The 13,886-nt window shown below is 72.1% G+C and carries 12 protein-coding genes and 1 pseudogene; 4 read left to right on the top strand and 9 right to left on the bottom strand.

From position 1 onward, the window contains the following. Nucleotides 1-12: 12 nt before the first annotated feature. Nucleotides 13-2,499, bottom strand: a complete 2,487-nt coding sequence (locus ABIQ69_RS03575; RefSeq protein ID WP_350349034.1) for an HAD-IC family P-type ATPase — start codon at nt 2,497-2,499, stop codon at nt 13-15. Between the two features lie 83 nt (nt 2,500-2,582). Between ABIQ69_RS03575 and ABIQ69_RS03570 the strand changes: the two genes are divergently transcribed. After that, complete coding sequence (locus ABIQ69_RS03570; protein WP_350349033.1) at nt 2,583-3,635, top strand: EamA family transporter; 1,053 nt, start codon at nt 2,583-2,585, stop codon at nt 3,633-3,635. Then, nucleotides 3,578-4,279 carry an alpha/beta hydrolase gene (locus ABIQ69_RS03565; RefSeq protein ID WP_350349032.1) on the top strand — a complete coding sequence of 234 codons (702 nt, stop codon included), beginning with the start codon at nt 3,578-3,580 and terminating at the stop codon, nt 4,277-4,279. Before ABIQ69_RS03570 ends, ABIQ69_RS03565 begins: the two co-directional genes overlap by 58 nt. Before the next feature lie 21 nt (nt 4,280-4,300). Here ABIQ69_RS03565 and ABIQ69_RS03560 read toward each other — a convergent pair whose 3' ends face one another. Both ABIQ69_RS03560 and pip read right to left on the bottom strand, forming a co-directional pair. After that, nucleotides 4,301-5,182 carry a neutral zinc metallopeptidase gene (locus ABIQ69_RS03560; protein WP_350349031.1) on the bottom strand — a complete coding sequence of 294 codons (882 nt, stop codon included), beginning with the start codon at nt 5,180-5,182 and terminating at the stop codon, nt 4,301-4,303. 333 nt (nt 5,183-5,515) lie between these two features. After that, a pseudogene (gene pip / locus ABIQ69_RS03555) lies at nt 5,516-6,466 on the bottom strand (prolyl aminopeptidase); the annotation flags it as partial. A gap of 48 nt (nt 6,467-6,514) precedes the next feature. Between pip and ABIQ69_RS03550 the strand changes: the two are divergent. Together ABIQ69_RS03550 and ABIQ69_RS03545 are read left to right on the top strand one after the other, a co-directional pair. Further along, nucleotides 6,515-7,528 carry a malate dehydrogenase gene (locus ABIQ69_RS03550; protein ID WP_350349030.1) on the top strand — a complete coding sequence of 338 codons (1,014 nt, stop codon included), beginning with the start codon at nt 6,515-6,517 and terminating at the stop codon, nt 7,526-7,528. 27 nt (nt 7,529-7,555) lie between these two features. After that, the gene (locus tag ABIQ69_RS03545) at nt 7,556-7,726 is read left to right on the top strand and encodes an HPP family protein (RefSeq protein WP_350349029.1); all 171 of its coding nucleotides are present in this window, start codon (nt 7,556-7,558) and stop codon (nt 7,724-7,726) included. Nucleotides 7,727-7,752: 26 nt separating this feature from the next. Here ABIQ69_RS03545 and ABIQ69_RS03540 read toward each other — a convergent pair whose 3' ends face one another. From ABIQ69_RS03540 to recQ, 6 genes are all read right to left on the bottom strand, one after another. Continuing rightward, nucleotides 7,753-8,475, bottom strand: a complete 723-nt coding sequence (locus ABIQ69_RS03540; RefSeq protein WP_350349028.1) for an alpha/beta hydrolase — start codon at nt 8,473-8,475, stop codon at nt 7,753-7,755. 41 nt (nt 8,476-8,516) lie between these two features. Continuing rightward, a complete protein-coding gene (locus ABIQ69_RS03535) occupies nt 8,517-10,643 on the bottom strand; it encodes an acyl-CoA dehydrogenase (RefSeq protein ID WP_350349027.1) in 2,127 nt (708 codons plus the stop codon). Between the two features lie 187 nt (nt 10,644-10,830). After that, a complete protein-coding gene (locus tag ABIQ69_RS03530) occupies nt 10,831-11,238 on the bottom strand; it encodes a hypothetical protein (RefSeq protein WP_350349026.1) in 408 nt (135 codons plus the stop codon). A 90-nt stretch (nt 11,239-11,328) separates the two neighbouring features. Next, nucleotides 11,329-11,487, bottom strand: coding sequence for a hypothetical protein (locus ABIQ69_RS03525; protein ID WP_350349025.1), 159 nt, complete (start codon nt 11,485-11,487; stop codon nt 11,329-11,331). Next, nucleotides 11,466-11,768: a hypothetical protein gene (locus ABIQ69_RS03520; protein WP_350349024.1), complete on the bottom strand. Its 303-nt coding sequence runs from the start codon at nt 11,766-11,768 to the stop codon at nt 11,466-11,468. The genes ABIQ69_RS03525 and ABIQ69_RS03520 overlap by 22 nt, the downstream gene beginning before the upstream one ends. A gap of 28 nt (nt 11,769-11,796) precedes the next feature. Continuing rightward, on the bottom strand, nt 11,797-13,818 hold the full coding sequence (recQ, locus tag ABIQ69_RS03515) for a DNA helicase RecQ (protein WP_350349023.1): 2,022 nt from the start codon (nt 13,816-13,818) through the stop codon (nt 11,797-11,799). Between the last annotated feature and the right edge of the window lie 68 nt (nt 13,819-13,886).

Raw genomic sequence — 13,886 nt, 5'->3', positions numbered from 1 at the left:
TGCCCCGGGCGCTCAGCTGCCCGCGGCGGCCCCGGGCCCGTCGCCGCGCCGCCGCCGCTCGGGCTCGGCGATCTCCGACGCCGTCCCGAACCGCCGGCGATGCCAGAATCCGATGGCCTCGATGAGCACCCACGACACGGGCACCGCGATCGCCATGTCGATGAGCGTGTCGGGCGCGGGCATCACGAGCTCGAGGAACTCGATCGCGATCGGCACGGTGAGCACGAGCACGAGACCGGCGACCATCGCGAGGACGACCCCCGCCTTGATCCAGGTGAACGGCCGCGACAGCACGGTGAGGATCCACAGCCCCACGAGGGCGAGGGTCACCATGCTCGCGGTGCGCACCGCCTCCTCGGGTTCGCCGAGGGCGCGCGCATGCCCCGAGACGTACGCGATCGCCCCCGCGACGACGAGCCCGGCGGGGATCGCGAACGAGAGCGAGCGTTTCAGGAACCCCGGGACGTAGCGGCGCGCGTTCGGCAGCAGCGCGAGCAGGAACGCCGGGATGCCGATGGTGAGCCCGTCGGTGACGGAGAGCTGCCGCGGCAGCAGCGGGAATGGCCAGAGCAGGATGCCGAACAGCACCGACATGGTGATGGCGTAGCTGGTCTTGGAAAGGAAGAGCATCGAGACGCGCTCGATGTTCGCGATGACGCGGCGGCCCTCGACGACGACACCCGGCAGGTGGGAGAACCGGCTGTCGAGCAGCACGATGCGGGCGACGGCCTTCGTGGCGGCCGAGCCGGACTCCATCGCGATGCCCAGGTCGGCCTCCTTGATGGCGAGCGCGTCGTTGACGCCGTCGCCGGTCATCGCGACCGTGTGCCCTCGACCTTGCAGGGCGGTCACCATCTCGCGCTTCTGCGACGGCGTCACACGGCCGAAGACGAGGTGCTCGTCGAGCACGCGGCCGAGCTCGTCGGGATCGTCCGGCAGGTCGCGCGCGTCGAAGCCGCGCCCTGCGTCGAGGCCGACATCGCGGGCGACGGCGGCGACGGTGAGCGGGTTGTCGCCAGAGATGATGCGGACGCCGACGCCCTCCTGCGCGAAGTAGCGGAGCGTGGATGCCGCGTCGGGGCGCACCGCCTCGCGGAAGGTCAGCAGCACGGCGGGGCGGAGGTCCGCGGGCAGCACCGCCGCCTCTGCGGCCGCCGCGTCGAGCGAAGCGGGCGAGTGCGCGAGCACTAACGTGCGCCGGCCGGTGGCGGCGAGCTCCGTCGCGAGGGCCAGCGCGGCGGATGCCTCCGCCCCCGCAGCTGCGGCGCCGGTGAAGACGAACTCGGGGGCGCCGAGCACCCAGGTGCCGCTCGCGGGCGACTCCAGCGCGACGGCGCTCCACTTCCGGGCGGACGAGAACTCGATCCGCTCGATCGTCCGGGGCGGGGCATCCGTGTACTCGTCGGCGAGGCATCTCGCGGTCGCATTCGCGGAGGGGTCGGCGCCGTACCACGCGAGGGCCAGCTCCCAACCGGCCGGCAGGTCGCGCCCGAGCGGGTGCGCGCCGTCGAAGCGCACCTCGCCGCTCGTGATCGTGCCGGTCTTGTCGAGGCAGATCACGTCGACGCGGGCGAGGCCCTCGACGGCCGGCAGCTCCTGCACGAGCACCTGATGCGCACCGAGCTTCATCGCACCGACGGCGAAGGCGATGCTCGTCATGAGGACGAGGCCGAGCGGGATCATCGCGATGACCGCCGCGACCGACGCCACGGCCGCCTCGCGCCACTCCCCCGTGCTGATCGCGTGCTCCCAGCCGCCGGCCGCCTGCATGTTCGCGTTCACGACGACGAGCATGATCGGCAGGATCGCCCAGGTGATCCACTTCAGGATGCGGTCGATCGAGGTGCGCAGCTCGGATGCCACGAGCGAGAACCGCTTCGCCTCGGCCGTGAGCCGCGCGGCGAACGCCGCCTCGCCGACGGCCGTGACCCGCGCGAGGCCCTCGCCGCCGACCACGATGGAGCCCGACAGGAGCGCATCGCCCGGCTCCTTGTCGATCGGCTCCGACTCGCCCGTGAGGAGCGATTCGTCGACCTCGAGCCTGGTCGAGTCGAGCACGGCGGCGTCGGCCGTGACCTGGTCGCCCGACCGCACGACGAGCACGTCGTCGAGCACGACGCGACGCACGTCGATCTCCTGGATGACGCCGTCGCGGACCACCCGCGCCCGCGGCGCGTGGAGGAGCGCGAGCCGGTCGAGCGCGCGCTTCGCGCGGTACTCCTGGGCGACGCCGACGACCGCGTTGCCGATCGCGGCGAGCCCGAACAGGGCATCCTGCCAGTAGCCGAGCACCAGGAGGAGCGTGAACCCCGCGAGGACGATGGCGTTGAAGAAGGTGAAGACGTTCGCGCGGAGGATCGACCAGATGCTGCGGCTCGAGGCATCCGTCGCGGTGTTCACCCGGCCGTCGGCGACGCGTTCGGCGACCTCGTCGGCGGTGAGTCCCGTGGGGCGGAGGGGCGCGGCGGTCCGGATCTCCGGCGCGCGCGGATCCGTCACGATTCCCCCGATCGTTCCCCGGATTCGAGTGTGGCACAGTGCGCGCCGGTGCGGACAGCCGCAGATTGTGTAACAATCCCGGCATGCGCTTCGTCCTCGCGGTCCTGCTGGCGTCCGTGTGCTTCGGCACGACGGGCACGGCCCAGGCGCTCGGACCCGACGCCGATCCGCTCTCGATCGGCGCGGCGCGACTCGTCATCGGCGGTGGCGCGCTCGCGCTCATCGCCGGCCTCCAGCTCGTCGCCGGGCGACGGCGCCGCGCGGACGGGACACCCGCCGCGCCGTCGCCCGGCGGCGTCCGCCGCATCCCCACCTGGCTCGTCGTGGCCGTCGGCGGCGCGGGCGTCGTGGCCTACCAGCCCGCGTTCTTCGCCGGCACGGCCGCGAACGGCGTGGCCGTCGGCACGGTCGTCGCCCTCGGTTCCGCGCCCGTCCTCACCGGGGCGCTCGACTGGGCGCTCTCCCGACGATTCCCCGGACCCCGGTGGCTCGTCGCCACCGCGATCGCCACCGCCGGGGTCCTGATCCTTGCGCTCGCCACCGACGGCGTCGGCGCCCCGGCCGATCCGCTCGGTCTCGCCGCATCGGTCGGCGCCGGCGCGTCGTACGCGGTCTACACGATCGCCGCGAAGACGCTCATCGACCGGGGCTGGAGCTCGACGGGCAGCGTGGGCGCCCTGTTCGGCGTCGCCGCGGTCGCGAGCGCTCCCGTGCTCGCGATGACGGATGCCTCGTGGCTCGGCACCGGCCCGGGGATCGCCATGGCGCTCTGGCTCGGCCTGGTCACCACGACCCTCGCCTACGTGCTCTTCGGTGCCGGCCTCCGCGGCCTCGCACCCGCGACGGTCTCGACCCTCACGCTCGCCGAGCCCCTCACCGCCGGACTGCTCGGGGTGCTCCTGCTCGGTGAGCAGCTCCCGGTCGCGGCGTGGGTCGGGCTCGCGGTGCTCGCGGCGGGCATCGCGGTGCTGGCCGCGGGGGCGCCGCGGCGGGCTGTCTCGGCGCCTTCGTCGGGCGAGCCGCCGGTGCCCGGGCCGGTGGTGTCCGCCGTGTCGGCAGAACCGGATAGCGTCGGCGCATGGACGTCATCCTCATCCCCGGTTTCTGGCTCGACGCCTCCTCGTGGGAGCAGGTGACCCCGGTCCTCGACGAGACCGGTCACCGGCTCCACCCCGTCACCCTGCCCGGCCTCGAGTCGGTCGACGCCGACCGCTCGGGCATCGGGCTCGCCGACCACATCGCGGCGGTCGTCGATCTCGTCGACCGACTCGACGGGCCGGTGGCGCTGGTGGGCCACTCGGGCGGAGGGCCCGTGGCACACGGCGTCGCCGACGCCCGCCCCGACCGCATCGCGAAGATCGTCTACGTCGACGCAGGCCCTCTCGGTGAGGGCGAGTCCATCAACGATGCGCTTCCCGTCGTCGACGGCGAGGTGCCGCTGCCCGACTGGTCGGTCTTCGACGACGCCGATCTCGTCGACCTCGACGACGAGCTCCGGGCCGCGTTCCGTGCCCGCGCCGTCCCGGAGCCCGCTCGCGTGGCGAGCGATCCGATGCGCCTCACCGACGAGCGCCGGTTCGAGGTACCCGTCACCGTCATCGCGTGCGAGTTCCCGAGCGCTATGGTGATCGAGGCGATCGCGGCCGGTCAACCCTGGGTCGCCGAACTCGCGCGGGTCGCACAGGTCGACTACATCGATCTGCCGACCGGCCACTGGCCGCAGTTCACCAAGCCCGTGCAGCTCGGTCAGGCGATCGCATCGGCGCTGCCTTCCGCATAGCCGCCGCGAGCACGGCCCGGCCTACAGCTCCGAGCCGTCGACGCGGAAGGTGTCGCACGCCGCGGCACCCTGCTCGTAGCCGATCGAGAACCAGCGCTGACGCTGCTCGCTCGTGCCGTGCGTGAACGTGTGCGGCGTCACCTGGCCCTGCGTCGTCTCCTGGATCCGGTCGTCGCCGACCGCCGCCGCCGCGCTCAGCGCCTGATCGATCTGCGCCTGCGTGGGCGGCTGCAGGAACGACACGCCCTGGTCGTCGGTCGTCTGGGCCGCGTTCGCGACCCAGGCGCCCGCGAAGCAGTCGGCCTGCAGCTCGACGCGCACACCGTTCGACGTCGGGCCCGTCTGGCCGTCCTGCGCCGCCTCGAGGATACCCGCGAGGTTCTGCACGTGGTGGCCCCACTCGTGGGCGAGCACGTACATCTCGGCGAGCGGTCCGTCGCTCGCCCCGAAACGGCTCTCGAGCTCGTCGAAGAACGTCACGTCGAGGTAGATCGTCTGGTCGGGCGGGCAGTAGAACGGCCCCGTCGCGCTCGTCGCACCGCCGCAGCCCGTCGTCGTCGACTGGTCGAACAGCACGACCGGCTGCGGCGCCTGGTACGCGATGCCGAGCTGCTCGGGCGCCGCGGCCGACCAGTAGACCTCGAGCGACGCGGCCGCGCCCTTCATCCGGCAGTCGACGCGCTCGTTCGCGTCCTCGCCGGTGAGGCACTGCTCGAGCTCGGTGTCGGGCGCCGCCTGCTGACCGCCGCCGCCGGCGAGCCCCGTGAGGTCGACGCCGAGGAACTGCGAGATCACGAACAGCGCGATCACGCCGAGTCCTCCGCCGCCGAGCGCGAGGCCCGTGTTCCGGCCCCGGTGGCTCGTCCTGCCGCCCGAGATGTCGGAGTTCGGGTTGAACGTCATGCCACGACGCTACTCGTCGTCGTCCTCCCGGCGCCGGGCCTTGACGAGGTCGTCGTCGTCGTCATCGTCATCGTCGTCATCGTCATCGTCGTCGTCGCCGGCGGCGTCGGCGTCGTCATCCTCGTCGTCGTCATCGCCGGCGTCGTCGTCGTCATCGTCGTCATCGTCATCGTCGTCGTCGTCATCGTCGGCCTCGGCGTCATCCGCATCGTCGTCGAGATCGTCCGCGGCCCCGTCGGAATCATCCGCCTCATCGCCGGCGTCACCGTCGAATCGCTGGTCTCCGAAGGCGGCCGTCGCAGCCGCGGGCCGCGCATCGCCGGTGTATCCGCCCGCGAACCGGTCGGTCGCCTCGATCAGCGCGTCGAGGATGCCGGGCTCGTCGAACGCGTGGCCGGCGTCGCCGATGATCCGAAGCTCCGCCTCCGGCCAGGCACGATGTAGGTCCCACGCGGTCATGACGGGCGTGCAGAGGTCGTACCGGCCCTGCACGATCACCGCCGGGATGCCGCGCAACCGCTCGGCGTCGCGGATCAGCTGCCCCTCGTCCCACCAGCCCCCGTGCCGGAAGTAGTGGTTCTCGATGCGAGCGAACGCCGTCGCGTACTCGGGTGCGGTGAACTTCGCGATGTTCTCGACCTGGGGCAGCAGGGTGATCGTCGACGACTCCCACCGGGACCAGGCGATGGCCGCCGGCTGGTGCACCTCAGGGTCGGGATCCGACAGGAGCCGCCCGTACGCCTCGATCAGGTGCGCGCGCTCGAGCAGCGGCACGGGCGCGACGAAGTCCTCCCAGAGGTCGGGGTAGATCGCGGCGGCGCCGCCCTCGTAGAACCAGTCGAGCTCCGAGCGGCGCAGGGTGAAGATGCCGCGGAGCACGAGCTCGGTGACCCGCTCGGGATGCGTCTCGGCGTACGCGAGGGCGAGGGCGCTGCCCCACGACCCGCCGAACACCTGCCACCGCTCGATGCCGAGGTGGTCGCGCAGTCGCTCCATATCGGCGACGAGGTGCCAGGTGGTGTTGGCGGACAGGTCGGCGGCCGGCTCGGAGGCGTGCGGGATCGAGAACCCGCAGCCGCGCTGGTCGAAGAGCACGATGCGGTAGCGCTCGGGGTCGAACAGCCGGCGGTGCTCGGGCGTCGTGCCGCCACCGGGGCCGCCGTGCAGGAAGACGACCGGCTTGCCGTCGCGGTTGCCCGAGACCTCCCAGTAGATGTGCTGGCCGTCGCCCACATCGAGCATGCCGGTTTCCAGCGGCTCGATCTCCGGATAGAGGTCCCTCATGCCGCAACGGTAGAGGCCGCCTCGGAGTGCCCGGCGTAGGCTCGCGGTATGAGCCAGGCACCCGTCACGATCACCATCACCGGCGCCGGAGGCCAGATCGGCTACGCGCTGCTGTTCCGCATCGCGTCAGGCGCGATGTTCGGGCCGGAGACCTCCGTCCGCCTCCGCCTGCTCGAGATCCCGCAGGGCGTGCGCGCGGCCGAGGGCGCGGCCCTCGAACTGCAGGACGGCGCGTTCGACCTGCTCGACGCCGTCGACGTCACCGACGACGCCGCGACCGCGTTCGACGGCGCGAACCTCGCCCTGCTCGTCGGCGCGCGTCCCCGCGGACCGGGCATGGAGCGGGGCGACCTGCTCGCCGCGAACGGCGGCATCTTCGGCCCGCAGGGCCGGGCGATCAACGACCACGCGGCATCCGATGTGCGCGTCGTCGTGGTCGGCAACCCGGCGAACACCAACGCGCTGATCGCGCGGTCCAACGCGCCGGATGTCCCCGCCGACCGGTTCACCGCGCTCACGAGGCTCGACCACAACCGCGCGCTCGGCCAGCTCGCCGCGGCGCTCGGCGCCCCGGTCCGGGGCATCCGCGATGTCGCGATCTGGGGCAACCACTCGGCGACCCAGTTCCCGGATGTCTCGCACGCCACGTCGGGCGGCCGGCCCGTGCCGGAGCTGCTCGCCGAGCGGTTCGGCGGCGTCGAGGGGGCGAGGCGTCACCTCGAGGAGCAGTTCATCCCGCGCGTCGCGAAGCGCGGCGCGGAGATCATCGAGGTCCGCGGTTCCTCGTCGGTGGCCTCGGCCGCTTCGGCGACGATCGATCACGTGCGCGACTGGGTGCTCGGCACCGGCGACCGCGGCTGGACGAGCGCGGCCGTCGTCTCCGACGGCTCGTACGGTGTGCCGGAGGGCCTCGTCTCGTCGTTCCCGGTGACGAGCGAGGGCGGCGCCTGGCGGATCGTCCCCGGGCTCGAGCTCGACGCGTTCGCGCGCGACCGGATCGCGGCATCCGTCGCCGAGCTCGCCGACGAACGCGACGCGGTGCGCGAGCTCGGCCTCATCTGACGGGATGCCGCGGCGTAGGCTGTCGGCATGGCCGAACCCATGTCGCGGGCGCGACGCACGCAGCTCATCGTCGGCGCGATCGTCGGCCTGCTCGTGGGCGTCGGCATCAGCCTCTGGACCGGGTTCTGGCTGTGGCTGCCGGCCGGCGTCGTCGTCGGCGTCGCGGCGGGCGCCATCATGAAGCCGCCCGCCGAGTAGCCGCGACGCTCCGCTCCGCGGAGGTCTCAGTCGACGAAGTCGGCGACCGCCTCGGCGATGAGCCGGCGCGCCGTCTCGTCATCGACGCCGGATGCGCCGTCGCCGGGCTGCGCCCCGTAATCGCCGAAGTCCGCGTGATTGACGCCCTCGAGCTCGGTGAACACGGCGTCGGCCGGGAGGAGCCCGCTGGCGGCGTCGATCTTCGCCGGTGTCGAGAGCCCGTCGGCGGTACCCGACACGCTCAGCACTCGGAGGTCGGACTCGGAGAGGTCGGTGGCGCAGTACGAGCCGAACAGGATGAGCCCGACAGCCTCCTCATCCGCCGCCAACTGACAGGCCCGCACCCCGCCGAGGGAGTGGCCGCCGACGTACCAGCGGTCGACCTCGGGTGCGAGCGCGGTGAACGCCGCGAGCGGTCGCGTGTCGAAGAACGCGAGATTGAGGGTCGGTTTCGTGATCACGACGGTGAGTCCGGATGCCTCGGCGACGCCGGCGAGCTTGTCGAGGTACGCGTACGGGTCGACCTTCGCGCCCGGCACGAACACGAGCCCTTCGCCCGTGTCGCCCTCGACCGGCGCGATGACGATGCCCGTCTCGGTCGAGGTGATCTCGACCGCGTCGTCCGTCCACGCGCGGAGCGCGGCGGGGCGCTCGCCCATCATCACGGTGTGCGCGTAGACGAGGAACACGACGACCAGCAGCGCGAGCACGCCGAGGACGGCGAGGAGGACACGGACAGGGCGCGACACGGCCTCAGTCTGCCGCATCGCGCCCCGGTCGCCGCCTCGCGCTACTTCTTCGCCTTGGCCTTCTTCTCCGGGACGGGGAGCGTGCCCGCCCGGCGCTGCTCCGCGTAGTAGGCGCGGGCCTCGTCTTGACGCGCCTGCTCGGCACCGGAGGCGATCTTCGCCCGCAGGTGCTCGTCGGTGTACCCGAACGCGTCGACCAGGTCGAGCGCGTACGGACGCAGCCGCTCGAGGAGGCGGTCGATGTACGCCGTCACCGCCTGCGCCCGCTGCGGCGAGAGCCGTCCGTTGATGAGGTACCACGCCGCGTGCTTCTCGATGAGCCCGAGGCCGAACAGGTCGCGCACCCAGGTGAGGACCTGCTTCGTGCCGGGATCCGTCGTGCGGCCGAGCGCGCGGGTGAACGCCTCCCACTGCAGCAGTTCGGCGTGGGCGCGGGCGGCCTCGATGAGCTCGTTCTGGTTGCGATTGAACACGGCGGCCGCATCGGCCTTCGGCAGCTTCCGCGCTTCGCGCAGGCGGCCGGCGATCTCGGCGATCATCGTCTCGACGCGGTCGGCGAGCAGCTCGTGCTGGGTCTGCTCGTCGCGCAGCCCGGTCACGGAGCGGGCCGTCGAGCCGAGGTCGGAGAGGTTCTGGCCGAGCCGGCGGAGGCCCACGCCGTGCAGCGCCTTGTCGGCGGCCTGCCCGACGGCGTACCGCGCGAGCACGCCGAAGCCCGCCTCCTTGAACTGCTTGGAGTAGTCCGTCAGCAGCCGCTTCGCGACCAGCTGGAGCAGCACGTTGTTGTCGCCCTCGAAGGTGACGTAGATGTCGAGGTCCTGCCGGAGGCCGACCAGACGGTTCTCGGCGAGGAAGCCCGCGCCGCCGCACGCCTCGCGCGCCTCCTGCAACGTCTCGAGCGCGTGCCAGGTCGACAGGGGCTTCAGCGCCGCCGCGATGGTCTCGAGGTCTTCGCGGTCTTCATCGCTCGCGGCCTTGCCCGAGAAGACGGCGTCGAACTTCACCAGGAACTCGTCGTGCGCGAAGGTCTGCGCGTACACCGTGGCGAGCTTCGGCAGCAGACGCCGCTGGTGCCGCTGGTAATCGAGCAGCACCTCCTCGTCAGTCTCGCTCGCGCCGTTGAACTGCCGGCGCTGCGTGCCGTAGCGGATCGCGATGGTCAGCGCCATCGCCGCGGCGGCCGTCGAGGCGCCGTCGAGCGAGACGCGGCCCTGCACCAGCGTGCCGAGCATCGTGAAGAAGCGCCGGCCAGGGCTCTGGATCGGGCTGGAATACGTGCCGTCGGGCGCGACGTCGCCGTAGCGGTTCAGCAGGTAGTCGCGCGGCACGCGCACGTCGGTGAAGTGCAGCCGGCCGTTGTCGATGCCGTTGAGGCCGCCCTTCAGTCCGTCGTCCTCCCCGCCGACGCCGGGCAGGAACTCGCCGTCCGCGTCGCGCAGGTGCACATAGAAGGCGTGCACACCGTGGTTCACGCCCTTCGTGATGAGCTGCGCGAAGACGACCGCGTCCTGACCGTGGACGGCTGCGTTGCCGAGGTAGTCCTTCCATGCTCCGCGGAAGGGCGTGTTGATGACGAACTCCTGGGTGGCCTCGTCGTACGTGGCGGTGGTGCCGATCGCCGCGACATCCGACCCGTGCCCCGTCTCCGTCATCGCGAACGCGCCGGGCACCTCGAGCGACATGATCGCCGGCAGGAACCGCTCGTGGTGCGTCTGGGTGCCGAGGTGGAGCACGGCGGCACCGAACAGACCCCACTGCACGCCCGACTTGATCTGCAGGCTCGGGTCGGCGATGACGAGCTCCTCGAACGCGGCGATGTTGCCGCCGTGGTCGTCCTGCCCGCCGAGGGACTTGGGGAAGGCCTTCTGCACGGCGCCGTGCTCGACGAGGATCTTCAGCTGCTCGTACACCCGCTGGCGGTGCTCGGCCATCGTCTGGCCCTCGATGCGCTGCAGGTCGGGCTTCGCCGCGCGCTCGCGCGCCTCGAGCCGGATATCGGCCCACGTGCCGAGCAGCTGGCGGCCGAGGGCCGCCACATCGACGGTCGGTCCCGACGGACGGGCCGAAGCCGGCGGTGCGGGGACCGGTGCGCTCGCCGCCTTGCCGGGGACGGGCGGGACGCTCGCCTCCGGCGAGGCGGTCTCGGTACGGGATGCCGTGTCTACCATCGGAAGTCCTCCATGAGCGTTCGTGGCCGTCTTCCAACGTAGGACGGGCGTGCGACGCCACGGCAAACGTCGGTCACGGCCCTACAAACCGGCCTCGGACGTCATCGCTGACGCCTGTGGAGGCTCTACAAAACCGGTACAGCCGCACCATGGACGATCCACAAGCCCGGGCGGCGGGCCGAGCGCCTCAGCTGCGGAAGAACGCGCTCGCCTTCCGCGACCACAGCAGGATGAGCACGACCACCGCGACGAGGATGCCGAGCCACTCGGTCCACGCCGTCGGCGTCTCGCGGTACGCGATCGCGAAGAACAGCGAGCCGATGATCGAGAACACCTGCAGGACGGTGACGATCATCCGGGCCGCCTGGTTGCCGTTCAGGAGTCCCCCCGCCACGATCACGGTGATGAGGCCCACGATGATCGAGCCGATCGCCGCGGCGAGCAGCTGCCCGCTGCCGCCGTACTGCTCGACGACGGACGCGACCGGCAGCATGAACAGCATGATGATGCCCGAGATCATGTCGAGCGCGCCCGAGATCCAGGCGATGACGGCGACCACCGTCACCCCGGCCGGACGAAGCGAACGATCAGCCATGGGATCCTCCCCCGCGTCGCGCGGCGCGACGCCCCCTTGGCCAGATGCTAGCGGGTGCGGGCACCGGGCGGCGAGAACCGCGCGCCCGGCTCAGCGCGCGTCGACATCGGGCTCGTCGGGCGCGAGATCCTTGAAGAACCGCGTGGACTCCCGCGTGTAGAGCAGCGCGATCACGGCGACGGCGACGAGGATACTGAGGAGCTCGCTCAGCAGGCTCGCCGGCTGCATCACCGCCAGCATGATGGACATGGCGATCGAGATCGCCTCGATGACCGTGACGGCGATTCGGGAGACGGGGTTACCCGCAGCAGCCCGAAGCCGATCACGATCGAGATCACGCCGACGAGGATGGTGGCGATCGCCGCCGTCACGAGCCCTGCCGTCCCGCCGAAGGCGTCTGCCGCCGCAGCGTCGGCCGACGCCACGAGCAACAGGATGCCGGCGAGCACGTCGAGCACGCCGCCGATCCAGACGAGGGCGGTGACGATGGTCACGCCGATGGGTCGTTGTGGTCCGAACTGCTGCGACATGGCGCCTCCCGGTGACGGTGGCGCCATGCTATCGAGCGGAGGCGACCACCCGGATCAGCGCCTCGCCGTAGGCCTCGCGCTTCTTCTGCCCGATGCCGGTGATGCCGTCGAGTTCTCCGAGCGCGGTCGGCTTCGCCACCGCGACCGCGCGGAGGGTCGCATCGCCGAAGACGATGTAGGCGGGAACGCCCTGCTCCTTCGCCTCCGCGGCGCGCCAGGCGCGCAACGCCTCGAAGAGCTCGGCCTGCGCCGGCTCGAGGTCGGCGGATGCCGGCGCCGCCGACCGGCGGGACGACCCCCGGACGGGCCGATCGGGCTCGGTGCGGAAGGCGACGGTGCGCGCGCCCGTGAGCACCTCGGCCGAGGCATCCGTCAGCGTCAGCACGCCGTACTCGCCGACCGACTGCAGCAGCCCTTGGGCGAGCAGCTGTCTGACGACGCCCCGCCATTGCGGCTCGCTCAGCTCTTGACCGATGCCGAACGTCGCGAGCCGGTCGTGCCCGTACTGCTCGATGCGCGGCGTCTGCTTCCCGCGGAGGATGTCGATGAGCTGGCCGGCGCCGAAGCGCTGGTTGCGCTCGCGCTGGAGCCGCACGATCGTCGAGAGCAGCTTCTGGCTCGCGACCGTGCCGTCCCACGACGCCGGCGGCTCGAGGCAGGTGTCGCAGTTTCCGCAGGGCTCGCTCGCCTGGCCGAAGTAGGCGAGGAGGTTCTGCCTGCGGCACGCGACCGTCTCGCAGAGGGCCAGCATCGCGTCGAGGTGCGCCGCGAGCCGCCGCCGGAACGCGAGGTCGCCCGGACTCTCGTCGATCATGCGCCGCTGCTGCACGACGTCTTGCAGGCCGTAGGCGAGCCACGTCGTGGCGGGCAGCCCGTCGCGGCCCGCACGGCCGGTCTCCTGGTAGTAGCCCTCGACGGACTTCGGGAGGTCGATGTGCGCGACGAACCGCACGTCGGGCTTGTCGATGCCCATGCCGAAGGCGATGGTCGCGACCACGACGACGCCGTCTTCACGGAGGAACCGCTCCTGCGTGCTGCGGCGCACCTCGGCGTCGAGCCCGGCGTGGTACGCGACCGCGTCGATGCCGTGCTGCCGGAGGTAGTCGGCCATGCGCTCGGTGCTCGCCCGCGAGAGCGCGTAGACGATGCCGGCGACCGGTCGACCGTCGGCGTCGCGCCCCTCGGTGCGGATGAAGTCGAGCAGCTGCTTGCGGACCTCGAGCTTCGGGGCGATGCGGTACTGGATGTTCGGCCGGTCGAAGCTCGCCACGAAGTGCCGGGCACGGCCGAGCGAGAGTCGCTCGGTCAACTCCCGGTGCGTGGCCTCGGTCGCCGTCGCGGTGAGCGCGATGCGCGGCACGTCGGGCCAGCGTTCGGCGAGGCCCGAGAGGGCGAGGTAGTCGGGGCGGAAGTCGTGCCCCCACTGCGACACGCAGTGCGCCTCGTCGATGGCGAAGAGCGCGACCTTCCCGCGACCGATGAGCTGCAGCGTCGACTCGGTGTTCAGGCGCTCGGGCGCGACGTACAGCAGGTCGAGCTCGCCGGCGAGGTAACGCCGCTCGACGTCGGCGCGCTCGGCCGGCTGCTGGCTCGAGCTGAGGTACGCCGCGCGGACGCCGTTGCGCACGAGCGCGTCGACCTGGTCGTGCATGAGCGCGATGAGCGGTGAGACCACGATGCCGGTGCCCTCGCGGAGGAGGGCGGGCACCTGGTAGCAGAGACTCTTGCCGCCGCCCGTCGGCATGAGCACGACGGCGTCGCCGCCGGCCGCGACATGCTCGATGATCTCGGCCTGGTCGCCGCGGAACGCGTCGTAGCCGAAGACCGTGCGGAGCGCCTCGAGCGGGTCGTCGAACCGGGCGGGCGCGACGCCGGTGGCCTGCCCGGTTGCCGCGCCCGCTCCGCCGCGGCTCGCGACCGGCCGGTGGAACTCGGGGTCGGGCGGTGGAACCCAGTCGTCCTCGTCGGGCGGGACGAGGTCGTCTGGCACCCACTCGCCGGAATCGAGCCATGGCGGGTCGATCGGGTCGGAATCGGCGCGGGGGGTCATCCGTTCGAGTGTAACGACGGGGGCCGACGGCGCCGCCCGCGGGCGAGCGGCCCGGCCGACCGCCCCGG

It is taken from the genome of Agromyces sp. G08B096 (assembly GCF_040267705.1).
GTDB lineage: Bacteria > Actinomycetota > Actinomycetes > Actinomycetales > Microbacteriaceae > Agromyces.
Note: the sequence above shows the minus strand (reverse complement) of the source record. Positions and strands in the feature narration are given on the sequence as shown.